This window comes from Microbacterium sp. HMWF026, assembly GCF_003061325.1.
Lineage (GTDB): Bacteria > Actinomycetota > Actinomycetes > Actinomycetales > Microbacteriaceae > Microbacterium > Microbacterium testaceum_E.
On record NZ_QAJB01000418.1, the window covers coordinates 576 to 23,487 of the forward strand.

At 65.1% G+C, this 22,912-nt stretch carries 21 protein-coding genes and 4 pseudogenes; 9 read left to right on the top strand and 16 right to left on the bottom strand.

The window, feature by feature from the left end; all coding sequences use genetic code 11:
* Positions 1-137: 137 nt before the first annotated feature.
* From DBR36_RS15160 to DBR36_RS15170, 3 genes are all read right to left on the bottom strand, one after another.
* Positions 138-932: a hypothetical protein gene (locus tag DBR36_RS15160; protein ID WP_108320570.1), complete on the bottom strand. Its 795-nt coding sequence runs from the start codon at positions 930-932 to the stop codon at positions 138-140.
* Between the two features lie 443 nt (positions 933-1,375).
* On the bottom strand, positions 1,376-4,030 hold the full coding sequence (locus tag DBR36_RS15165; RefSeq protein ID WP_108320571.1) for an excinuclease ABC subunit UvrA: 2,655 nt from the start codon (positions 4,028-4,030) through the stop codon (positions 1,376-1,378).
* A 96-nt stretch (positions 4,031-4,126) separates the two neighbouring features.
* Positions 4,127-4,951 carry a LuxR C-terminal-related transcriptional regulator gene (locus DBR36_RS15170; RefSeq protein ID WP_270354012.1) on the bottom strand — a complete coding sequence of 275 codons (825 nt, stop codon included), beginning with the start codon at positions 4,949-4,951 and terminating at the stop codon, positions 4,127-4,129.
* Between the two features lie 100 nt (positions 4,952-5,051).
* Between DBR36_RS15170 and hxlB the strand changes: the two genes are divergently transcribed.
* Both hxlB and hxlA read left to right on the top strand, forming a co-directional pair.
* On the top strand, positions 5,052-5,630 hold the full coding sequence (hxlB, locus tag DBR36_RS15175) for a 6-phospho-3-hexuloisomerase (RefSeq protein WP_108320572.1): 579 nt from the start codon (positions 5,052-5,054) through the stop codon (positions 5,628-5,630).
* Positions 5,631-5,658: 28 nt separating this feature from the next.
* Positions 5,659-6,282, top strand: coding sequence for a 3-hexulose-6-phosphate synthase (gene hxlA, locus DBR36_RS15180; RefSeq protein ID WP_108320573.1), 624 nt, complete (start codon positions 5,659-5,661; stop codon positions 6,280-6,282).
* 4 nt (positions 6,283-6,286) lie between these two features.
* On the opposite strand, the pseudogene DBR36_RS15185 reads toward hxlA, so the two are convergent.
* Together DBR36_RS15185 and DBR36_RS15190 are read right to left on the bottom strand one after the other, a co-directional pair.
* Positions 6,287-7,017 (bottom strand): annotated as a pseudogene (locus tag DBR36_RS15185) (IS5 family transposase); the annotation flags it as partial.
* Between the two features lie 762 nt (positions 7,018-7,779).
* On the bottom strand, positions 7,780-8,721 hold the full coding sequence (locus DBR36_RS15190; protein WP_108320574.1) for a GlxA family transcriptional regulator: 942 nt from the start codon (positions 8,719-8,721) through the stop codon (positions 7,780-7,782).
* A 107-nt stretch (positions 8,722-8,828) separates the two neighbouring features.
* Between DBR36_RS15190 and DBR36_RS15195 the strand changes: the two genes are divergently transcribed.
* The 4 genes and pseudogenes from DBR36_RS15195 to DBR36_RS15210 all read left to right on the top strand — a co-directional run.
* A complete protein-coding gene (locus DBR36_RS15195) occupies positions 8,829-9,140 on the top strand; it encodes a putative quinol monooxygenase (protein ID WP_108320575.1) in 312 nt (103 codons plus the stop codon).
* 154 nt (positions 9,141-9,294) lie between these two features.
* Complete coding sequence (locus DBR36_RS15200; protein ID WP_229117445.1) at positions 9,295-9,681, top strand: heme-binding protein; 387 nt, start codon at positions 9,295-9,297, stop codon at positions 9,679-9,681.
* A gap of 777 nt (positions 9,682-10,458) precedes the next feature.
* A pseudogene (locus tag DBR36_RS15205) lies at positions 10,459-11,787 on the top strand (ISL3 family transposase).
* Positions 11,788-11,791: 4 nt separating this feature from the next.
* Positions 11,792-12,157 (top strand): annotated as a pseudogene (locus tag DBR36_RS15210) (excinuclease ABC subunit A); the annotation flags it as partial.
* Between the two features lie 126 nt (positions 12,158-12,283).
* On the opposite strand, the gene DBR36_RS15220 reads toward DBR36_RS15210, so the two are convergent.
* The 4 genes from DBR36_RS15220 to DBR36_RS15235 form a co-directional block, all read right to left on the bottom strand.
* A complete protein-coding gene (locus DBR36_RS15220; RefSeq protein ID WP_181373630.1) occupies positions 12,284-13,414 on the bottom strand; it encodes an FAD-binding oxidoreductase in 1,131 nt (376 codons plus the stop codon).
* A 141-nt stretch (positions 13,415-13,555) separates the two neighbouring features.
* Positions 13,556-13,858 carry a putative quinol monooxygenase gene (locus tag DBR36_RS15225; RefSeq protein ID WP_108320577.1) on the bottom strand — a complete coding sequence of 101 codons (303 nt, stop codon included), beginning with the start codon at positions 13,856-13,858 and terminating at the stop codon, positions 13,556-13,558.
* Complete coding sequence (locus tag DBR36_RS15230) at positions 13,855-14,424, bottom strand: type 1 glutamine amidotransferase domain-containing protein (RefSeq protein ID WP_108320578.1); 570 nt, start codon at positions 14,422-14,424, stop codon at positions 13,855-13,857. The genes DBR36_RS15225 and DBR36_RS15230 overlap by 4 nt, the downstream gene beginning before the upstream one ends.
* Position 14,425: 1 nt before the next feature.
* The gene (locus DBR36_RS15235; protein WP_108320588.1) at positions 14,426-15,592 is read right to left on the bottom strand and encodes a glutathione-independent formaldehyde dehydrogenase; all 1,167 of its coding nucleotides are present in this window, start codon (positions 15,590-15,592) and stop codon (positions 14,426-14,428) included.
* 419 nt (positions 15,593-16,011) lie between these two features.
* On the opposite strand from DBR36_RS15235, the gene DBR36_RS15240 reads away from it, so the two are divergent.
* Positions 16,012-16,335 (top strand): hypothetical protein, encoded by a 324-nt coding sequence (locus DBR36_RS15240; RefSeq protein WP_108320579.1) that lies wholly within the window; start codon positions 16,012-16,014, stop codon positions 16,333-16,335.
* Positions 16,336-16,869: 534 nt separating this feature from the next.
* Here the strand turns inward: DBR36_RS15240 and DBR36_RS15245 are convergent.
* From DBR36_RS15245 to DBR36_RS15255, 3 genes and pseudogenes are all read right to left on the bottom strand, one after another.
* Positions 16,870-17,235, bottom strand: a pseudogene (locus DBR36_RS15245) (TMEM175 family protein); the annotation flags it as partial.
* Between the two features lie 57 nt (positions 17,236-17,292).
* The gene (locus DBR36_RS15250; RefSeq protein WP_240663921.1) at positions 17,293-18,081 is read right to left on the bottom strand and encodes an aldo/keto reductase; all 789 of its coding nucleotides are present in this window, start codon (positions 18,079-18,081) and stop codon (positions 17,293-17,295) included.
* A gap of 130 nt (positions 18,082-18,211) precedes the next feature.
* Positions 18,212-18,481 (bottom strand): hypothetical protein, encoded by a 270-nt coding sequence (locus tag DBR36_RS15255; RefSeq protein WP_108320582.1) that lies wholly within the window; start codon positions 18,479-18,481, stop codon positions 18,212-18,214.
* 459 nt (positions 18,482-18,940) lie between these two features.
* On the opposite strand from DBR36_RS15255, the gene DBR36_RS15260 reads away from it, so the two are divergent.
* Positions 18,941-19,699 carry a glucose 1-dehydrogenase gene (locus tag DBR36_RS15260; RefSeq protein ID WP_108320583.1) on the top strand — a complete coding sequence of 253 codons (759 nt, stop codon included), beginning with the start codon at positions 18,941-18,943 and terminating at the stop codon, positions 19,697-19,699.
* A gap of 85 nt (positions 19,700-19,784) precedes the next feature.
* Here DBR36_RS15260 and DBR36_RS15265 read toward each other — a convergent pair whose 3' ends face one another.
* A complete protein-coding gene (locus tag DBR36_RS15265) occupies positions 19,785-20,069 on the bottom strand; it encodes an SDR family oxidoreductase (protein ID WP_108320584.1) in 285 nt (94 codons plus the stop codon).
* A 49-nt stretch (positions 20,070-20,118) separates the two neighbouring features.
* Positions 20,119-20,652 (bottom strand): DUF488 family protein, encoded by a 534-nt coding sequence (locus DBR36_RS15270; RefSeq protein WP_240663945.1) that lies wholly within the window; start codon positions 20,650-20,652, stop codon positions 20,119-20,121.
* Positions 20,653-20,961: 309 nt separating this feature from the next.
* On the opposite strand from DBR36_RS15270, the gene DBR36_RS15275 reads away from it, so the two are divergent.
* Complete coding sequence (locus tag DBR36_RS15275; RefSeq protein ID WP_258222898.1) at positions 20,962-21,150, top strand: SDR family oxidoreductase; 189 nt, start codon at positions 20,962-20,964, stop codon at positions 21,148-21,150.
* A gap of 64 nt (positions 21,151-21,214) precedes the next feature.
* Here the strand turns inward: DBR36_RS15275 and DBR36_RS15280 are convergent, their stop codons facing one another.
* Complete coding sequence (locus DBR36_RS15280) at positions 21,215-21,802, bottom strand: recombinase family protein (protein WP_108320586.1); 588 nt, start codon at positions 21,800-21,802, stop codon at positions 21,215-21,217.
* A gap of 237 nt (positions 21,803-22,039) precedes the next feature.
* Positions 22,040-22,849: an AAA family ATPase gene (locus DBR36_RS15285; RefSeq protein ID WP_070434716.1), complete on the bottom strand. Its 810-nt coding sequence runs from the start codon at positions 22,847-22,849 to the stop codon at positions 22,040-22,042.
* Positions 22,850-22,912 lie beyond the last annotated feature (63 nt).

A 22,912-nucleotide genomic window follows, 5' to 3' on the forward strand; every position in this document is an offset into this window, starting at 1 on the left:
TTTGGAGCGCCTGGATCGCGCTTACTCCCAGTGACCGGCCCCGCGTGGAGCGTCCATTGGGGCGCGTTACCGAGGCGCAAAATGCTGAGCGGGCCAGCCCGGCACGCCGGACCGACCCGCCCAGCAGGAGGGAAATGTCAGATCTGCGGCGGCTGCGCGGGGCGCTGCGGCGGCTGGGCGGAACGCCGCTGCGAGCTAACGGCATCTTGTACCTGCTGCCCGGCCTGCTTGGCCTGGTCCGCGACGGAGGGGGCGTTGCGAGCCTCCTGCTGAATCTTCGGGGCTTCCTCCTCCGCCTTGGTCAGCAGGGCCTCCCAGCGCTGCTGCATCGGCCTGATGAGGCCACCGCCGGCGCCGACGATGATGACACCGGCGATGATCGCGAGAACAGTGACGAGGATGGGCGTGGTGACGGTCGTTGCTACCTCAATCTGGTTCAGCGCCGCCGTCACACCCAGGAACAGGATGAACACGGCGACGATGTTGCCGAGGATTTTGCCGTAGGACAGTCCGCTCAGGGTGTTCTGGATGAGGCCCTTGGCGCCGGCGGCGATCGCCGAGGCGATGACGACGATGATGATGGCGACGATGATCTTCGGCAGGAACGAGATAATTCCGGCGAGCAGGTCACTGACGGGGTTCGGTCCGAACACACCGAAGGCGAACTGCAAAACGAACAGCACCAGCGCGTAGTAGACGATCTTGGCGACGATGTCGGATGCGTCGAGTTTCGACTTTGCGAGGGCCTTCTTCACGCCACCACGCTCGACGAGACGATCGAAGCCGACCTTCTCGAGCAGCTTCTCCAGAGCCTTGGAGATGAGTTTGGCGACGATGAGCCCCACGATGAGGATGACGAGGAACAGCAAGGCCAGGGGCACGAACGAGATGACCGCGGCCAATCCGTTCTGCAGAACAGCGGGGAAATCCATGAGAGAACCCTTTCGTGAAGAGGCGAAGACGCCCAGGGGGATGAGTATCGCCCTCATAGGGCGCTTACGACGTAAGACTGGCAGTGAGGTTGAGGGTCTCCCGAACGGATGCGCATCGCACGCCGTTGTGGTAAATGGCCAGAGGAGGGCATCCAGCACATGGGGGTGGGGCGAGCACCGATTCGGGTGCTTGGCAATTCGTGTGCCCATCCAACGAATAGGTGTGTGGTCAGAACTCCTAACCGGAAGGCGCTGACATGTCGACTCGCAACACCTCGGCCGAAGCATCCACGACCTGGGACTCGCCGCGTGGCTTGGAGGAACACTCATGGGAGCGGTCGGCCTAAACGGCGGCACCTCCGGCGCAGCTAACCCCGCGGAGCGGCTGAAGCTTTCCTCCGCGGGGTGGGCGCGGTGCGGTTGTCAAGCGTCGGCTCTTCTGCTCAGGTAGCCGCAACGACCAGTTTGATCGCCGCAGCAAGGTATTCCGCGGACGCGCCGACGCCGTTCTCGGCAACTTGTGCAGGAGTTCCAGCGGCGACGACTGCGCCGCCATCATCGCCGGCGCCGGGTCCGAGGTCGATGACGTAGTCGGCTGCTGCCACCACCCGCATGTCGAGTTCCACCGCGACGACGGTGTTTCCTGCGTCGACGAGAGTTTGCAGATGCGTCACGAGCCGGTCAGCGTCAGCGCAGTGCAGGCCCGAAGTTGGTTCGTCGAGAACATACAAGGTGTCCCCTCGTTGTGCGCGCTGTAGCTCGCTTGCGAGCTTCACGCGTTGTGCCTCACCTCCAGAGAGCTCGGTTGCCGGTTGTCCGAGTCGCAAGTATCCGAGACCCACGTCTGACAGTGCAGCTAGTGAGCGGGTGATGTCGTCTTCCCCGTCAAAGAACGGGTGGGCTTCCTCAACGCTCATCGCAAGCACGTCAGCGATGGTGCGCTCCCGCCAAGTGATCTCAAGGGTCGAGGCTTTGTACCGGGTCCCGTGACAATCGGGGCATTCGGTGTACACGGATGGGAGGAAGAGTAGCTCGACCATCACGGACCCTTCGCCCTCACAGGTGGGGCAGCGGCCGCCGGAGACATTGAAGGAGAAACGGCCGGGCTTGTACCCACGCGAGCGAGCCTCGGGCGTCTCAGCGAAGCGTCTACGGACGTGGTCGAACAAGCCCGTATATGTTGCAACGTTCGATCGGGGGGTTCGGCCGATGGGTCGTTGATCGATGTTGACAACCCGCCGGACCCCCTCGAGAGAGCCGTCGAGGACACCGTCGAGCCGCTCTGGGGTATCGGCAAGGAGCAGCTCGTCGCCGGTCGGTTCGTCCTCCACCGGAATGCTCTGACCGAGGCGATCACCGACGAGAGCCGGGAGGGCCTGGCTAACCAAGCTCGACTTGCCGGAACCCGAGACTCCGGTAACCGCGGTGAAAACACCCATGGGAATGTCGATGGAGACGCCGTGCAGGTTGTTACGAGTCACGTCTTTCAAGTGGAGCCACCCGCGCGGGTCGCGAGGGGTGTGCGGGGGCAGTCCACTGCCACCGAATAGGTAGCCGCGTGTCACTGAGTCCTTGACGTCGGCAAGCCCATCGGTAGGACCGCTGTAGAGAACGCGGCCGCCATGCTCGCCCGCGCCGGGGCCGATGTCCACGAGCCAGTCCGCGTGCCGCATGACATCGACGGAGTGTTCGACGACGAACAGGCTGTTTCCGCTTCTCTTGAGCCCGTCGAGGATCTTCAAGAGCGCTGTCACGTCTTGTGGGTGAAGGCCTGCGGATGGTTCATCGAGGACATAGACGACGCCGAACAGGTCGGAGCTGAGCTGTGTGGCGAGCCTGATTCGTTGCAACTCGCCACCCGACAGGGTCGGGGTGGTTCGACTTAACGACAGATACCCGAGGCCAAGATCGGTCAGTGGGCGGAGTCGCTCGATCAGCCCGGAAGCGAGCCTGGACGCAGCGGCGCGCTTCTCCGGCGAACGGTTTGCGGTGCGGCGCACATCGGATGCGGCGGCGTGCGCGGACCCTCCGGCGGCGATGCGCTGCTCCGTGGCTGCGCGACGGGAATTGGCATGAAGCACAGCACCATTCGGAACGGTCTCGGCCTGTTGCGCTCCCGCAACAACGTCGGAGAGCATGTCAGCAAGCTCTCGAAGCGGCAACTGCGAGAACTCCGCGATGTCCAGGCCCTCGAACGTGACCGAGAGCGCTTCAGGCTTCAGCCGCTTCCCGTGACAAACCGGGCATAGGGCAGCGTCGAGGTACTGCGCGACGCGGCGCTTCATCGACGCGCTCTTCGAGTTCGCGAATGTGTCCAACACATACCGGCGGGCTCCGACGAAGGTGCCCGAATAGCTCGGCTCGACCCCGGCCTTGGTCGCGGCGCGAGCCTCAGCAAGCGTCAACCGGGAGTGGACCGGAACGAACGGGGTCTCATCCGTGTAAAGGATCCAGTCCCGGTCTTTTCGTGGCAGATCTTTCCATGGCACGTCAACGTCATAGCCGAGGGCCACTAACACGTCGCGGAGCTGGTGTCCGTGCCATGCCGTCGGCCAGGACGCGATCGCGCGCTCCCGGATCGTGAGCGACGGATCCGGCACCATCCGCTCCTCGGGCACCGCGTAGACACGACCAATGCCGTGACACTCCGGGCAGGCCCCCTGCACCGTGTTCGCAGAAAAATCCTCCGCGTAGAGCATCGGCTGCCCATCCGGATAGTCCCCGGCGCGGGAGTACAGCATCCGCACGAGACTGGACACCGTGGTGATGCTTCCCACCGTGGACCGGGCACTGCGTCCTCCACGCTGCTGCTGCAACGCCACGGCCGGCGGCATCCCGGTGATGGAGTCCACATCGGGAACGCCCGCCTGATCGATCAGACGGCGAGCGTACGGCGCCACCGACTCCAGATACCGTCGCTGCGACTCCGCGTACAGCGTCCCAAACGCCAACGATGACTTCCCGGAACCCGACACACCCGTGAACACCACTAGCGAATCCCGCGGAACGGAGAGGTCCACATTCCGCAGGTTGTGCTCCCGAGCACCCGAGACCCGAACCAGCGCGTCGGCGGCGGGTGAAGAATCAGACGAAGTCATGACCGGATCGTACTGACCTGTGAGCAGCTTTGCTGTGTGTCGTCGTTTTCGCTCCGATCGGTGTCGGGTTAGACCACGGGTGACCGCTGGTGGGAATCATCTCGACGTTGCAATAAGCTGCGCCCGATTGCGCGCGCCGATCTTCCGGAGAAGGTTCGACACATGGAACTTCACCGTGTTGACGGAGATGAGGAGCTCTTCCGCGATTTCGGCATTGCGCGCTCCCGATACGAGAAGCCGTAACACATCTCGTTCGCGTATGGAGAGTTGTGAGAATTCCGGAAGTGGCCCGGGTTCCGCCGGCGGATCGAGGGGAAGCCGGATGTCGACTGAGGACCCCCAGCCGGGTGTTGAGGAGACCGCAATCGCGCCGTCGAGGGCTGTGACGCGTTCGACGATTGGGCGGATCGAGTCGTCGTGTGCGGAAAGTTCGCCGGCCCCGTCATCTCGGATGCTGATCAGGAGATTTAGGCCGTCGCAGTCCCACTGGATGCGCACCCGCCGAGCCTGGCTGCGATCCGCGAGTGCGAGCACCGAGCTGCGGACGATGGCGCGCGCCGCGTGCGCGACCTCTCCTGGGAGTGCCCGACCGGTCGCGGGCGGCTCAACGAACTGCACGTCGAGATCGCCGAACCGGACGAGTGGGAGGAGGTCGCTCTGCAGTCGGGCGAACGCACCGACGACGGGTTCGAGGATGCTGCTGCGTTCCTGATCGGTAACAGCGCGCAGCCCGATTAAGGCGCTCGTTGCCGCCTCGATCGCCATGTTGCGTGCTGCGCGGTCATCGAGGCGGGGCGATCGCAGAAGCGCGAGCATAGATTCAAGCGTGATCGCCTGCCGGTCAGCATGCTCGGCGACGATTCGGGCGTGGTCGGCGACATGCTGACGTGACGCGGGCGACGACAGTTCGGTAAAGTCCACGGTGACAACCTATCCACTCAGGTAGGCCCATGCCTACGGGTAGGTGGACCTGCTCCTTTGCGGGGGAGCCAACGTGGCTGACGGCCGTGATGATAGGGCGATGGATGTCCTCGAAACCGGTGTGGGTAACTCGCTCAGCCGCATCGCCCGCGAACTCGAACTCGCCACAGACAGACTGATCGCTCGCGACCGGGCGGGATTGGCGGAGCTCGCGGATATCGTCGGCGCTGCTCCGCGAGTCTTCGTGCTGGGTGCAGGCCGATCGGGGCTCGCGCTGCGAATGACCGCGATGCGACTCATGCATCTTGGTCTAGCCGTCCACGTCGTCGGGGAGGTCACCGCTCCTGCGATCGAACCAGGTGACTTGCTCCTCGCTGCCAGCGGTTCCGGAACGACGGGCGGCATCGTGCGCGCGGCACAGACTGCCGTCGATGCTGGCGCCCGGGTGGCGGCTATTACAACAGTCCCCGACTCTCCGCTCGCAACGCTGGCAGCCGTCACGGTAGTCGTGCCGGCAGCAGACAAGCTTGATCGCTCTGGAGCGGCATCTGAGCAGTATGCGGGCAGTCTCTTCGAGCAATTGGTCGTTGTCCTCGGCGACGCGCTTTTCCACACACTCTGGCGCCGCTCCGGCTTGACCGCTGATGAGCTCTGGCCTCGCCACGCAAATCTCGAATGACTCAAACCACTGCACGAAAGGAATCCAAATGAAACTGCAGTTTGCCATGGACACCCTCTCCACCGAGGCCGCCCTCGAACTCGCTGCTGCCGCCGCGCCGCACGTCGACATCCTCGAGCTCGGTACCCCGCTTATCAAGAGTGCTGGCCTTTCGGCGATCACCGCGATCAAGAAGGCCCACCCCGACAAGGTCGTCTTCGCCGACCTCAAGACGATGGATGCCGGCGAGCTCGAGGCTGACATTGCCTTCACTGCGGGTGCCGATCTCGTGACGGTCCTCGGTAGTGCCGGTGACAGCACGATCGCCGGTGCCGTGAAGGCGGCGAAGAAGCACGGTAAGGGCGTTGTCGTCGATCTCATCGGCGTCAGCGACAAGGCGCAGCGTGCGAAAGAGGTCGTTGCACTTGGAGCAGAGTTCGTCGAAATGCACGCAGGCCTCGACGAGCAGGCCGAAGAGGGCTTCACCTTTGCCACCCTGCTCGAGGACGGCAAAGCTTCGGGCGTGCCGTTCTCAGTCGCAGGCGGCATCAATAGCTCGACGATCGCTTCGGTGCAGGAATCTGGTGCGCAGGTGGCTGTGGCGGGAGGCGCGATCTACGGCGCTCCCGATGTCGGTGCTGCCGCCGCGGAACTCCGCGCAGCCATCGTCTGACGACCTAGGGCGTGTCTGACAGACGCCGGGTCCAGGCGATGACGGCGTTGAGATCACTGCAGCGCGATAGACGATCGCATGCTTGTCGTAGCGGGTGGCGAGTCCACGCCATTACTTGAGGTGGCGGTAGCAGCGTTCGATGACGTTACGGCCCTTGTAGTCGGCGACATCGAACCTGACGGATCGTCCGCCGCGCGACCGGCAGCGCTTGCGGTGGCCTTGCTGGTCGGACGGTTCGGGGATCGCGGCCTTGATGCCGCGGGCGCGCAGGTGCCCGCGGCATCGCGCGGGATACGTACGCCTTATCGCCCCGGACCGCGTCGGGTCGGGTGCGGGGGTGGCCGACGAGACGAGCGACAGGTCGGTGCCCCATCAGCGGCAGGAACATCGGCGAGTCGCCGGCCTGCCCCGCTGTCAGCAACGCGACCAGCGGGAGGCCGTTGCCATCGACGAGCTAGTGGATCGTCGTCGACAGGCCGCCGCGGGAGCGGCCGACCGCCTGGCCAGGCGGCTCGACGTCCCGATTCGTGTGATTCGATCCGGCCCCCTGTCAGGCGCTTCGTGTTCGTCGCGTGCTGATGCGCAAGAGCGATCGGTGGAATCCACCGACAGCGACCAATCCACCAGCCCCGCCTCGTCCGCGACGGCGGTCAGCGCCGCGAGCACCGCGACCCACGTGCCTTCCGTGGCCATGCGGTGATGCCAGTTCCACACGGTCTGCCACGGCCCGAACAGTCCCGCCGGGAGGTGACCCATGAGGAGAACGTGGCGAAACTCGACCAGCTGGAGTAGTGGCGGCACGTGGAATCCGGGACTGGGTTCCGGCACAAGACACGCCGCTTCGCGCTCTGGCGGAGCGCCGGTTCGGACAGTTGTAGCGGAATCGTTCGTTTCCGGTGCCTCGTCGTGGATTAGAGGATTCCAACAGTTCTGTTCCGAGCTGTCCGAGGATGTTGAAGATAGCGCACCTATGCGTACATCTTCATCGTGCGAGGTATACGTGCATCCCGAAGCCAGCCGGATCGCTCGCGGTCAATCGCGGTAGGCGTACACGGCGAGGGACCGGCTTGTGGGCGCGTCGTCGTTCGCTTCGCTCCACCGCGCGAAGGGCCCAAGCGGACTCCTCTGGTCTCGTGACGGGCGTTCACTCCGGGTACCTGTGAATCCGTCGACACGCTGTCCTGAGACGCGGGACCGAAATTCGTAGTGTGGTCAAGCAGAGGTTTCCCGAGGATCGGCTTCGGCCGCCCTGACCTGACCGCCTTCGCGTCTTATCCCAATCGGCTCTGATCGGGTCTGCCGATCCTTTCGACGAGAACGCAGCGACATCACAGCCACCCAACCCCGACCGTCCGCGAAGCCGGGACACGTCACATGGCCTGTGCTGCGGGCGTGTCGAGGTGGGTCGTCCACGGGCGACGCGGGAGCGTCGACGCGACGTGCTGAGAGGTGGTTCCAGTCGAGCACTAGCACACCGGCTACAGGCATGGCGATAGGTCAGGAACGGCGTCGCTCCCTACGCAGGAGGGAGCGCAGAGTCTCGACGTTCGCGTAGCCGACCCGTAGCGCGATCTCGGCGGAGGTGAGGTCCGTGGTTGCTGAAAGGTGCCGAGCTCGTTCGATGCGAAGCCGTTGGACGAAGCCGAGCGGAGTGAGGTTGAGCGCCGCACGGACTCGTCGTTCGAGGGTGCGCCGGCTGGTGCCGAGCGACTGCGCGACGACGGCGACGTTGAACGGTTCGTCCAGGCGGGCGCGCACGAAGCGTTCGAACTCGACGACGATCGGGTCCTCGTGCCGGAGATGTTCGTAGGCGACGAAGGCCGCCTGCGACGGGCGCTCGTCGATGAGGAGAAGCTTGGCGACATGTTGGGCCAGGTCGGGGCTGATCGATCGCACGAGTGAGAGCGCGAGGTCGATGTGGGCGAAGGCGGCGCCGGCGGTGACGAGGTTCCCGTCGGCCACGACCATGGTGTCGAGATCGAGGGCGACGGTCGGATAGCGCTTCAGGAACTCCGGCCCCAGGAACCAGCTGGTCGTGGCCCGCCGATGATGCATCCGTCCGGTCTCGGCGACAGCGAACACGCCGGTGCACGCCGCGGCGATCCGGGTGGTCGCCTCGTCGAGGCGCCCGAGCGAGGCGATGACCGAACGAGCATCTCGGCTCTGGAGGGCGTCGTTGGTAGCGGCGGCCGTGAGGGTTCCAAGCGCAGGGACGACGACCACGTCGAACTCTCCGGACTCCGACAGCGGGTGGTCCACCGACAGGGTCATCGATGCCGTCGTGGTCACTCGCCGTTTCGGTCCGAGGATGGCGAGTTCGATCGGGTCGATCCGCGGGTCGACATCGCCGCGAGCTCCGTCGGCCACCCGCACGATGTCGATGATCGACGCGATAGCCGAACCGAAGCAGCCGTCGATCGCGATCAGTCCGATACGCATGACGTAAACAATAGCAATACTGCCGTATACGCCATTCCCTACCGGCCCTCGCTCGTCATACGCTGAACTCGTCCTACGAAGAACCCCGATTTCAAGGAGAGTCCCTCATGTCCACACCCGCATCACTTCCGTATGCCTTCGTCGCCAAGATCGTCGCGGCCGATGGACAGCACGACGCGCTCGCCGATCTGCTCGCCAGCGCTGTCGCACTCGCCAACGAAGAGGTAGGAACGATTGTCTGGTTCGCGGTCAGGACCCACGCCGACACCTTCTGGATCTTCGATGCATTCCCCGACGAGGCCGCTCGCGACGCCCACGCCAACGGCGCCATCGTCGCAGCCCTGACGGACAATCAGCACCTCCTCAGCGCAGCACCCGAGATCATGGCGGCCGACGTCCTCGCGTCCAAGCTCCCGTAGTCCGCCCACGCACGTCCGCAACGCGAACACAACACGAGCGCTGTCGGTCACAAACTCAACAGGCAAACCAACGGGCGGCTCTGGAGCGGCTCGAGCCACAAAGCGCACGCCACACTCGAAGGAGCAATTGATGCCATCTATTCCTACATTGTCGTTGGACGACGCCAAACGTGTCATCGCGGCAGCAGAAGCTGAATCCAGCACGCAGGGTCAGCCCAGTAACATCGCCGTCGTCGATGCCGGCGGCAATCTCGTCGCTCACGTACGGATGGACGGAGCGTGGCTGGGCAGCATCGACATCTCGATCAACAAAGCTTTCACGGCCCGAGCGTTCGACACAGCCACCAAAGACCTCGGCGACCTCGCCCAACCCGGTGAGCAGTTTTACGGCATCAACGCCTCCAACGACGGTCGGGTGATGATCTTCGCCGGTGGCATCCCGCTCGAGCGCGACGGCCAGGTCGTCGGCGCCGTCGGCGTCAGCGGAGGAACCGGCGTCCAAGACCAGGCCGTCGCCGAAGCCGCCGCCAGCGCCTTCTGAGACCGACCCGCACCGAACCCGGCCCCCGGCCGGCACGGGGCTGGATGCGTGCGTCGTCGACGTAGACGGTCACGGCTCGGACCTGACGGCCAACCAGCACCTCCTCGGCGCAGCACCGAGATCATGGCGGCCGACGTCCACGCGTCCAAGCTCCCGTAGTCCGCCAACGCACGAGACGATCGCGCCCCTCCGAGCCGTAGCCAGGTCGCGACGCAACGCCACGCTGCGTTGCCGAGCGGTGCGAGGCCTATCGACACACGGACAGGATGCCGGCCGCGAGGGGTCCGTCGCAGAGGAGAGCGACGTCGGTGTCGGGCAGAGCCGTGAGTCCAGCGCATCGCGCGACCACCAGAACCGAACAGCCCCTGACCTGCGTTTCCGCAGGTCAGGGGCTGTTCGCCGGAGCCCCCCGTGGGAATCGAACCGACGACCTCATCACGTCGGCTTTGCGTCTATCGCTTGATGCGCCCACTGGGCAAACGAGCCGCTGACCTGCGCAAACGCCGAGCGTGGGGGACACCGCCATCCGGTGGTGACCGACGACGACCGACCAGTACCGACCGTTTCACCGGAGCTTGCGGCGGCGCCGAAGCCGAGCAAGCTCCATTCCTTTAGCTCACCGCGCCCTCCTCCTCGCCGGTCCCGTCGTCGTCGAAGACGTTTCGGGGGTCTTCTGAGACGACGGTGTAGGTCGGCCGGGACGCGTTGGTCCGCAGATAGACGTGGAGGTCTCCCGACGACGGAGGTTCCTACGCCATCCATCCGAAAGACCTCGACGTGACCGACGCTACCCCGCCGGCCGGCTTCGGCCGCCCTGACCTGACCTGACCGCCTTCGCTCGACTCGACGGCCTCGGTCTGAGCGTGACCGGACAACGACTTGAACCGGATCGTGCGGTCCGCGTGCCGCGTGATGGAACCAGATCAGTGGTGCCGACGGTGCGGCAGCGAAGGCGCTGCTCGTGACACCGTGATCCGGCGGTTGGCCCACGAGCCGCAGGGCTGGCGACCGACCGTGCTGGAAGTTGTAGTGCGCCGCTACCGCTGTGCCGACTGCGGACACGTGTGGCGCCAAGACACCAGCGCCGCGGCGGAACCACGCGCGAAGCTCTCGCGCACCGGGCTGCGGTGTGCGCTGGAGGGGATCGTGGTCGCACACCTCACCGTCGCCCGTGTCGCCGAGGGACTCGGGGTCGCGTGGGACACCGCCCCAACGGCGCGGTCTTGGCTGAAGGCAAGCGACTGCTGATCAACGACCCACGCGGTTTGAGGGCGTGAACGTCATCGGCGTCGATGAGCACGTCTGGCGCCATACCAGGCTTGGCGACAAGTACGTTACCGTGATCATCGACCTCACCCCAGTCCGCGATGGCGCCGGCCCAGCAAGGCTGCTCGACATGGTCGAGGGCCGGTCGAAGGCGGCGTTCAAGACCTGGCTCGCCGACCGCGACGACGCCTTCCGTGAGCGGTCGAGGTGGTCACGATGGACGGCTCCATCGGGTTCAAGACCGCCGCTGCAGAGGAGATCCCGGACGCGGTCACGGTGATGGATCCCTTCCACGTCGTGCGCCTGGCCGGTGACGCCCTCGACAGGTGTCGGCGCCGGGTCCAACTCGCGCTCCACGGGCACCGTGGGTTCAGGGACGACCCGCTCTACAAGTCGCGGCGCACGCTACACACCGGCGCGGACCTGCTCACCAACAAGCAGAGCGACAGGCTACGCGCGCTGTTCGTTGGTGACGCTCACGTCGAGGCCGAGGCGACCTGGGGTGTTTACCAGCGCATGACCGCCGCCTATCGCCACGAGGACCGGCAACGTGGCCGCGAGCTCATGGAGAAGCTGATCACCGACCTCAGCGCCGGCGTCCCTAAGGTGCTCACCGAGCTCACCACCCTGGGCCGGACCCTGGAGAAGCGAGCCGCTGACGTGCTCGCCTACTTCGAACGACCCGGCACTAGCAACGGGCCGACCGAGGGGCTCAACGGACGGCTCGAACACCTACGCGGCTCCGCACTCGGGTTCCGCAACCTGACCAACTACATCGCCCGAAGCCTGCTCGAGACCGGCGGCTTCAGACCCCAACCCCTACACCCCCGATTGGGATGAGCCGCTTTCCGGGGGTGAAGCGCAGCGTGTCAAGCTCGCGACCGAGTTGCAGCGGGCGCAGCGCCGAGACACGCTGTACGTCTTGGACGAGCCGACCTCCGGGCTCCACTGCGCCGACACGGATCGTCTGGTCGCGCATCTGCAGACGCTCGTCAAGGCGGGTAATACTGGCGTCGTCGCGGCAGAGCTCGATATGCGTGTCATCGCAGTGGCCGACCACGTGATCGATCTAGGGCCCGGTGCGGGCGACGCTGGCGGGACCGTGGTTGCAGCTAACACGCCCGAGCACGTCGCGAACAAAGGCGTCGGTGCTTCCGCCGGCTACCTCACCGCCGCACCGCACGCAGCCATCAACGTAACCCCATCCTGACGAGTGACGAGATCGTAGTCTCGGGCGGGGAGCTTAGAGGCCAGGACGTCCAACTCCTCGATCGTGGGTTCGCTAAACAGTTTGCCGGCCAGAAGCGCGGATCCCCCCGCGATAGAGAGACACGCCCTAGCTCTGGGCCTCGCCGAGGCGCGCTTCGGGCGTGAGCTCGGCGCGGAGACCGCCGCCGGTCGCAGCCCGGGCAAGAGCGCGACCCAGCGCAGGTGCCTGCTTGAACAAATTGTGACCGGCCACAAAAAAGACAGGGCCCGCCTCCCACACGGCCACGCCGTCCTCACCCCACGGGAGGTCGGTCACCCAGCAGTGAAGGAAGTCGCGCGGCTCAGGGTGAAGACCGGGCAGCGCCCGTGTCACGTACTCGCGTGCGCGTTCGTCCAGCGATCGAATCGCCGCCGGGTCGATGAAAGTTCCGTCGTCGCGGACGCCGACGGTGTCGCTGAGTCCAACCGAATAGCTGCTATTACCCGGTAGCGGCGTCGCGTAGACGCCGACCTCGCCGAAGACGCCGCTACTGTCCTGCAGGCACGCGACTCGTGCCGGGGCGGCGGCTTTCACGTCGAAGGTCAGCCTGACGTGTGCGGCGAGGCGAACCGGCAGCGACAGGCCGACGCTGCGTGCCAGGCGGGCGGTTTCGCGGCCGGCGCACACGACCACCTTGGAGTAGATAGACCGGTCGGTGACGCTGCGCACCTCGACCGTTCCATCGGCGCGGGGATCGATGGAGATGACCTCACCGGTGGTGACCGCATCTGCAAGGGCACCCGTGAGTGCCGTGATTGCGGCGCGGGTGCGGATCGCGCCGCCTGACTCGTCGAGCACCGCTGGCCCCGAGTACCCAGCGAGCAGCGGCATCCGCCGGGCGACCTCGGCCGCGTCGATCTCGTGAGCTTCCACGCCGCCGACCTCGTCGAGCACCCGCAGCCGCGCCAGGGCGCTGTCTCCGATCGCCAGGACACCGTCTGATGAGACCAGCTCGACATCGAAGTGTTCGGCCCACTCATCCCATACGCCGCGGCTTTCGCGCGCGAAAGCGACGAGTCGCGGGTCGTCGTGGGCATGCCGGAAGATCCGCGACTCGCCTGCGGACTGACCCGTCCCGGGCAGACCAGCCTCGTACAAGCGCACCGGCACGCCCTGCTCCCGCAGCGCGTACGCCGTCGACAGACCGACGATCCCGCCCCCGATCACTGCTACCTCGGGTGCACGCGTCGTGGCAACGCCGTCGTCAGTTCCTGTCATCGCGGTTCCCCGATCTGTTGCTGATTAGCGATAGGCCGCAAAAGAAGGGGCCGCTGCCACGACGTCAGCGGGCTGTGTAAGCCCGAAGTCACCGCGCGCAGCGACCCCTCCTTTCTGTGCCAATACTCCCGGGCTGTCGTGTCAGGCGGGGAGTTTGGAGCCCAGGACGTCGAGCTTCTCGATCGTCGGTTCGCTGAACAGTGTGCCGGTCTGCTCGCCGAGAGCGGTCGCTACTGCGCCGGACAGGTGCGCGTCGCGGCCGGCGTCATCGGGGAACACGTCGAAGATCCCGAAGGAAGAGGGGCCGAGACGAATCGCGAACCACGCTATGGTGGCCGGTTCCTCCTCGACGAGTCCTCGCCCGATGCCGAGAAATTCTTGGACCTCGTCTTCCTTGCCGGGCAGGGCCTCCAGCCTGACAAGCAGTCCCTTTGTCACGCTCATGACGTCACCTCCTCCTGGGTCGAGTTGCTCGCAAATTTCGCCACGATCGTGTCGCAGAACGCAGGCAGGTCCTCGGGTGAGCGGCTGGTGATCAGATTCCCGTCGACCACGACGTCCTGGTCGACGACGTCAGCACCGGCGTTGCGCAGGTCTGTGCGGATGCTCGGGAAGGACGTCAAGGTGCGACCTCCGACCACGCCAGCCTCGATCATCGTCCACGGCCCGTGACAGATCGCCGCCACGGGCTTGCCACTCTCCACGAAGTCGCGGACGAAGGAGACGGCGTCCTTGTCGACCCGGAGCTGGTCGGGGTTCACCGTGCCGCCGGGAAGCAGCAGGGCGTCGTAGTCGCCCACCGAGGCATTGGCGACCAACCCGTCGACGGTGAACGTGCCCGCTTCATCCAGGTCGTTCTCACGGGCCTTGATCTCGCCGTCGTGGATCGAGAGGACCTCGGTCTGAGCGCCGGCCCGTTCCAGTGCTTCGCGGGGTTGCTCGAGCTCAACGCGTTCGACTCCGTCGGCGGCGAGGATCGCGACCCTCTTGCCCTGGAGATCTGCTGCCATCTCAGTTTTCCTTCTTTCCGTTTGACATGCCGGGCTTGATGAGGACCTTGGTCCAACCCTTGGACCGGGCGTCGAAGTTCTTATAGGCATCGGCGGCTTGGTCCAGCGAGATTTCGTGGGAGACGATCCACGAAGGGGTCGCCTTGCCGGCCGCGATCAAGTCTCGCAGTCGGCGGTTGTACCGCTTGACCGGGGCCTGACCGCTTCCCATGGTCTGACCCTTGAACCAATGTGTGCCGTAGTCGATGGCTGCCTTGCCCTGTTTGGCCAATTCGCCCTTGGCCCCCGGGTCCTGGGGGATGAACACGCCAACGGTGCCGATTCCTCCGGTAAAGCGGACCGCGTTGATGAGCATGTTCAGCGTGGCGGCGGTGTCCTCGTTGCCCTGGGGATCGTGGGCCTGGTAGCCCACGCATTCGCAACCACGGTCAGCTCCGAGCCCCATCGTCTCGTCCAGCACAGCCTGCACGGGGTCGACCTTGGAGTCGTCGATGGCAATCGCACCGATCTGCTCGGCCAACGCGAGCCGGTCAGGGTGACGATCGACCACCATCACCTTCGCGGCACCCTTGATCATCGCGGACAGGGCAGCCATCAGCCCGACCGGGCCCGCCCCGGCGATCACAACGCTGTCGCCGGGTATCACGCCGGCCATCTCGGTGGCGTGGTAGCCGGTGGGGAAGATGTCAGAGAGCATGACGTAATCGTTCTCCTTCTCCTCCGCATCCTCGCCCAGGCGCAGCGCGTTGTGGTCACCGAAAGGCACGCGGAGCAGCTCCGCCTGGCCACCGCCGTAGGGACCCATGTCGGCGAACCCATAGGCCGCTCCGGCCAAGGATGGTTCGGGCTGGGTGGTGAGACAGTAGTTGGTCAGGCCGCGTTCGCAGTTCTTACAGAAGCCGCACGAGATGTTGAACGGGAGCACAACCCGGTCTCCGACCCTGACCTTCTCCACGCCGCTGCCGACTTCGATGACCTCCCCCATGTTCTCGTGACCGAACGTCCGGCCTACCTCGAAGGACGTCCGCCCCTCGTACATGTGCAGATCCGAGCCGCAGATGTTCGTCGTCGTCACCCTGACCAGGACATCGGTAGGGCGCTCGATCTTCGCGTCCGGGACGTCCTTCGTGCTGACCTGACGGGGCCCCTCGTACACCACTGCCTTCATGTCCACTCCCATCAGATGTATTGCTCGATGCTTCTTTGACGGGGCCTCGACAACGCCGGCCCTCCGCGAGACAGCAAACGCCCCCGCCGAACGACATGTCAAGGGGCTCGCCCTTGAGTTGACGTGTAGCGATCGAGCCGGGATAGTGCCCGGGTCCCGCTGCGCGGAACCCTCTCCCCCAGTCTCAGGGCATGGGGTTTCTCGGATCAAAAGAGCCACAGTCGACACCCGACCAGCGCCGTCGATGCCTGGGATGCCGCACTCGCGGATCACAGCAAGGAGATGCTGAGCCGGCTGCGGGCCGAGGTTGAGCAGATTCAAGCCGAGGCTGACGCCTCGGACGACCTGGCGGACGAGCACACGGAATAGAACATCTGTTCTAAAATCGATAACCTGGCGGTCCGCAAGGAGGATCGGCAGTGGGTACATCGAAGCGATACGCGTCGGCGGTCGATCGCAGGATGGATACCCGGATACTGGAGCGGATCGCTGCGGAGGCCGGCCCCCTGCAGTCGCTCTCGAGCGCTGAGCTGCGGTTAGACGTAGAACCGGTGACTATCGACCCGCGGCCGAAGCCGGCGAAGGCGTGGGTGCGCTTCGGCGCGACGCCGGCGCTCGTCGACGCGGAGGTCTGCCGGTGGACAGCGGATGCCTGCGCGATCAGGTTCCGCGTGGGCGAGACGGAGATGAAGGCATGGGTATGGGCCTCGGCGGTCACGCCGGCCTCTCCTGGAAGGCGCTGAACGTCCCTGTGGACGGTTTCTGCGGCGCCGCCGGCATCCCGGTTGCCTGGCGTCATGGATGACGACGAATGGCCAGGCTTCTCCCCTACCTGTGAGCGCTGCCTGGTGCAGCTGCAACCGTCGTGGAACCCGCCGACTCCCCCGGTCTGGCGGTGCCCGAATTGCGGCCTGGTGCGCGTGTTCTAGCCGATCTGGCGATCGGCGAGCAAAGCAAGCCCGAAAACGTCGGACGACGGTAGGTCGCTATTCACTCGCAAGGAACGAGCAGCTCCGAGGTACCATCCGCTCCTTCAGTCAACGAGCCATCTGATCGTGTCCCGGTTCCATACCGGGTCTGTACACGGGCTTTGCGGGGGGAATGACGTAGCCCAACGTTACAATCCCCGCCGCGATCAATCCGCCACGCCAATTCCAGAACGCCACTCCGGACGCCGCCCAGTAGGCAGCGGCGGTAAGACCATATTTGATGGTGAGGCGGCGAGGATAAGCCTCGGTCAGCCTTTGATCGGGTAGACCTTTGGCGGTGGCGTGCACTCACCGAAGAAGCCACCAGGTCGCCGGTGCCGCTGCTATGCCCAGGTACCAGAGGGCGGCGGTTGTGCTGTCCGCATCTCCACCGAAATGTTCGACCAACGGGCGCGCGGGAAATGGAGTGATACTGACCGCAGCCAAGAAGCCGATGGTCAGCAGGTTGTAGCCGTGGTCGGTCTTCTCTAGCAGCTTGCCGCTGAAATGGCTGTGGGCCCAATAGAGGCCGATGAGGATCACGCTGAGGACGTAGGCGGCGTAGTCCGGTGCCAGCTTCAGGTAGGCCGCGGCGAGGTCGCCATCCTCAGGCCTCGGTGCGTGCAGTTCCACCACAGGAAGTGTGATCGCGATCGCAAGCACCGCGTCGTTGAACGCCTCGAGCCGATCCGTCTCACGTTCGGTTCCCTTGAGAGAAAACCGCCATTTGAGCTAGAGCATCTCGAGCGGGCGACGGTCGCGTGGCCGAGGAAATGCCGCGTCGAGTGTCGCAAGGTCGGCGTCGGAGAGGACGATATCTGCGGCTGCCCGGTTCTCCCGCACATGTGCGATCGAACTCGCCTTCGGGATGGCGATGAGGCCATCGTGCCGCAACGTCCAGGAAAGTGCGACCTGCGCAGGGGTAGCACCGACCTTGGCTGCGATCTTCACAAGGGAGGGATGGTTTGAGAGTCGTCCCTGCTCGACGGGACTATACGCCATGACAGGCATTTCATGAGCGACGAGCCACGGCAACAATTCCAACTCAGGGCCTCGACGGACGAGATTGTAGAGAACCTGATCGGTCACGCAGCCATCCCCGCCGGCAGAAACAAGCTCGTCCATGTCGTCAGTATCGAGGTTGCTGACACCCCAATACCGAATCTTCCCGGCCGATTTCAGCGCCTCCATCGCTTCTATCGTCTCAGCGAGCGGCACCGATCCCCGCCAGTGGAGCAGGTAGAGGTCGAGCCGGTCGGTGCCGAGACGTCCCAAGCTCGCCTCGCATGCGCGTGAAAGGCGTGCGCGCGAGGCGTTCTGCGGATACGCCTTGCTGACGAGGAACAACTGGTCGCGCCGGTCGCCTAGCGCTTCGCAGATCAGCGTTTCCGCCGCGCCGTCGCCGTACATCTCGGCAGTATCAACGAGCGTCATGCCCAGCTCGACACCGGCGATCAACGCGGCGATCTCGTCGGATCGTCGCTCAGCACGCTCGCCCATCTTCCAGGTGCCTTGACCCATCGAAGGAACGACTTCTCCGCCCGGCAAAGTCACATGCCTCATATGCCGTCACTCCTTCAGATGTTCTCGGGTCGCCGCGTCTACCCACCCCCGGAGGGTACAACGCACACCACACGCTCGCGTCCCCCATCTATGACAGGCGTACCGGGGACGCCGGCGCGCAGGGCAGTTTCTCGGTCGGCTCGTCCACGTCCCGCACGGCGGCAATGGACCAAGCAGGGTCGCGGACCCAACTGCCCTCGATCGTCCTCACAGTCGGCGCGCTCCTATTGTTGCTGTTCGGAAAGGCCCTTCTGACCCCGAAGTCGGTCGCGATCTGCTTGATCGTCACACCATCTTCACGACCGCGAGCCACGCGCACGACATCGTCGCGGAACTCACGAGGATAGGGCTTGGGCATGATGACATCCTCCCAGCGGCACCAACCAGCACCACAGATCAGGTGTCACCTATCCGTGCAGCAGTCCCGTCGGCTCGGGGGCACCGTCAGTGTCGCGCCAGTTATCGTGTCGCGCGAACCTCGCAGTCCGATTCGTCCTCTGCAATGAACACACTTTCAACCGTCACGTCCCAGTGCCTGTACCGGCCCGATCCCTCGAGCTCGCGCTCGATCCTGTTCATGAAAGAGGTCGTCGCGCTGCCCACGTGGGGCAGGAACGGGCCGTAGTGAACCGCCCTCTCGTCGCCTACCGGACACTAGGCTCGCGTTCATGGGAACGATCTCATTCGCCTTCTTCGGCATCGACCGCCCCACCTTGGATAGCGACGTCCGCCGGCTCACAGCCGACACCGCGTCGCAGCTCCCGCACTGAACGAGCGACGCCGACCGACGCCGCTCCCCGAGAGAAAGAAGCACACAATGTCAAACTCGCTCGATGGCAAGGTCGCACTCGTCACCGGTGGTGGCGGAGGGATCGGGCGCGAGACCGCGAAGGTCCTCGTCGACCACGGCGCACGGGTCGTCGTCGCCGACCTGTCCGAGAATGCCGGCAACGGGACGCTCGAGTACATCGACGGCGGAGACGCCGTGACGTTCGTCCGGGCGGACGTGACCGACCTCGCGTCGATGCAGCACCTGGTCCAGGCCACGGTGGACCGCTACGGCCGACTCGACATCGCGCACAACAACGCCGGCATCGAGGTCACCGGCCCCGACCTCGCCGACGTTACGGTGGAGCAGTTCGACAAGGTGATCGCCGTCAACCTCACCGGAGTGTTCATCAGCATGAAGGCCGAGATCCCGCAGATGCTAGCGCAGGGCGGCGGATCCATCATCAACACCGCCTCGTCCCTCGGGCAGGCCGCCATCGCCCACCAGTCCGCCTACGTCGCGTCGAAGCACGGCGTCATCGGCCTCACCCGAGCCGCCGCGGTGGAGTACTCCGACAAAGGCATCCGCGTGAACGCAGTGCTGCCCGGGGTGATCCAGACGCCAATGATAGACGCGCTGGAGGAGACCTACCCCGGCTTCAAGGACGCGCTGCTGACGAAGCACCCGATCGGCCGACTCGGCACGCCGCACGACATCGCCGAGATGGTCGCGTGGCTCGGTTCGGACGCGGCCGCCTTCGCGACCGGCTCGCAGTTCGCCGTCGACGGCGGGTACCTCGCGATTTAGACGAGGTGGCCACGACGGACGGGAGGCACGGTGTCAGCTGGCACCGTGCCTCCCGTCCGTCACCGGTCGCGCCGCGACCCGCGTGTCAACCGTTCTTCGCGGCCAGTCGGTCCGTCTCGCTGTCGTTCCGCCACCCGGCGGTCGCGCCGCCGTCGACGCTGTAGTTCTGTCCGGTCACCCAAGAGGACTCGTCGGAGGCCAGGTAGAGCGCCGTGTACGCGATGTCCTCGCCCGTGCCGGGGCGTTGAATGAGCGCGTTGCCGACCTGCCAGGCCTTGCCCTCCGCGTCCACCGCCTTGTCCGTCGCCGGGGTGCTGACGATCGGCGCTTCCGACCCGCCGTAGTGCAGTGTGCCCATGGTGGACGACATCCATTCTCGGAATGACAACTCGGTCACATCGGCGAGAGGCTCGCTATGCCTACGGTTGCCCTTCCAGGTTAGTGGGCGGGTACCAGACCCGCTGCCCGTCCACCGACGCGAACGACGTGAGTGTGTGGGGTTTGGTGGAGGTGGCGCTCATGATGTCCTTCACAGAAATGTGGCGAACGAGCAGCGCATCCGCGATGAGAGACCGGTGGCAGCGCCACGGGACCGCTTCCGCGCACATGATCGCCACAGTCTTCTCTTTTGCTCGATCGATTAGACGGTCTATTCCACGCGCGAAGGGCTCGGTTTGCATGTAGTCGGCGTAGCTTCGGAAGCTTTTGTTGCGCCAGGCACCGTTGATGCTCTCCACATTCACTGGGGTGTGGCGGAGACCGCCGAGTTCTTTCATCCGCGCATAGTGCAGGCCTGCGTCCGTCAGGTTTTCCTCAAGCGCCTGCGCGCCGAATTGCGGGTTATGTCGGGAGCCGGGAACCGTCCGCACATCGATGAGTTGTTGCACGCCGTTGTTTTCGAGCAGCGCTATGAACTCCTCGATCGGGTGTGTGGAGTGACCGATGGTGAACACTGTCGAGGGTTGCATCCTGCTCCTGAACGGTTGCGAGCGGTCGGTTGCGACCGGGGAACTCCTCGCACCCAAGGGGTCCCCCGGTCAGCCGATCAGCGGCTCGCTCCCTTGAGCAGGATGGTGCGGGTGCCGTCGTCGAGGTCGATCCACCAGACGAGGCGGTTGCTGTCGCGGTCGATGCCTGCCCGGTGGGCGGGCAGTCTGAATCGGCCTGACTTTCGTTCCTATCGGGAGCCTTGTCCGACAGGTGTCGGATTGGCTGATTCCTGATCAGCGTAATACGCCTGTTCGACCTCGGCGGGTGTGCGCATGTCGGAGGAGACCTACCCCGGCTTCAAGGACGCGCTGCTGACGAAGCACCCGATCGGCCGACTCGGCACGCCGCACGACATCGCCGAGATGGTCGCGTGGCTCGGTTCCGACGCGGCCGCCTTCACGAGCGGCTCGCAGTTCGCCGTCGACGGCGGGTACCTCGCGATGCCGGTGGGTGTGCCGTAGTCCGTGGCGTGCAGCGCCGCGGCCCGGTTGGTGATGAGGTCAAGGGCAACTAGTCGAACCCCCCTCAGCCACGACGCGCCTCCATCCGCTTCTGATGCCTGCCGGCCGCGCGGTAGACGCTGCTGCGCGACGTGTTGAATAGCGTGGCGATCTCTGCCGGAGTCATCTCGTTGTCCGCGAAGTGCCTGGCGATCGCCGCATCCTCCTCGGGCGACAAGCTCGGCTGCCGGCCTTTCAACTTCGCCCGGACCGCGGGGCGCGCCATCGCCTCCTGGGTCCGGAGACTGATCCATCCGCCCTCCGCCTCAGCCATGCCAGCGAGGAAAGTGAGAAACAGCTTCGACCACGGGTCGCGAGGGTCGTACGTGGTGCGCCCCATCTGAAAGATCACGCCGCGTTCGGTGAGCTCACGAACCTGCCGGAGCGTCTCTTCCGCATTCCGCGCGAACCGGTCCAGCCGTGGGACGACGAGAGTATCCCCCTCCCGCACCGCGGCCATCGCTTCACGCAGCCCTGAACGTTCGAGGTTCTTACCCGTGAACCCCTCGTCGGTGTAGATCCGGTCGGGGGCGACACCCAGCTCGAGCAGGGCGAGGCGCTGCGTCTCGACGTCCTGGGCGATAGTGGACACCCGTGCGTAGCCAACGATCATCTGACCCTCCTCGTCGTCCCATATAGGGAACCGTCAGCGGGATTTCTTACGAACACGCTATATGGGACGGTCGACATCGTCGGTGAGGCACGTGATTCTGCCTGAGTCGTCAGCAAGCGCGCACGCTCGATGGCGTCCCACAAAGCGATCCCCTTGCGGTCACATATGGCAGCCCTTCCCGAACTTGTGAATGTTGACGCTCTTTGGCGGTGTTCTTGCGTTGTTGTTTGGCGGTGGCTATCCGATGACGAGGACGCTGGCGGCGGCTTCGACGACGTCGTCGGTGATGGTCTCGAGTTCGTTGATCTTGAGCACTCGTGCGATTTGGGGGAAGAGGCGTTCGAGGAGGCGGAAGTTGCCGCGAGTGATGCGTTCGATCGCGGCGATGGCTTGCGCGTCGGTGAAGTCGTCGGGGTCGAGGGTGCGGCCCAGTCGCTTCCAGCGACGTTCGAGGACGAAGAGGAGTTCGTCGCGGCCGAGGTTGCGGTAGCGGTGGGAGAACCCGAGGCGGCTGTAGAGCTGGGGGTAGTGCCGGAATCGTTGGTCGATGCCGGGCATGCCGATCAGGATGATCGCGGTGTGCTCACGGTCGTGCCGGTCTCGGAGGACTTCCAGGGCCGTGGGCGTGAGGCGTTCGGCCTCGTCGATGATGAGCAGCTCGACCCGCTTGCCCATGTTGTAGCGGCCGTGAGTCCCCGTAACTTTGCCGGTGGCGCGCAGGTGCTCATCGATGCAGATGCCCAGCCTGGTCTGCAGGTGGTCGATCTCATGGACGAGCTGCGCCGGCTTGGGGAGGACCGGTGGCGTGTAGAACAGGGTCCGGGATCGGTTCGCGGTGGCGTAATGCTCTGTGTCGGTCTCGCTCCGCGGTCCCCACTCGGTGATGAAGGGTTCCAGGGTGTCCCAGTGGGCGTATCGGCGGCCGGATTGCGTCTTGCCGACGCCGGCATCGCCGTGGCAGATGCCGATCGTGCGTTCCTTGCGGACGGCGTTGGCGAATTCGATGAAGCGGCGGTGTTCTTTCGTGACGATGAAGTCGCGGCTCATGGCTCGTCCTCTTCGTAGGTGCGTAGTCTCACCTGGCGTGGTGTCCGCGGCTCGGTTCGCGGC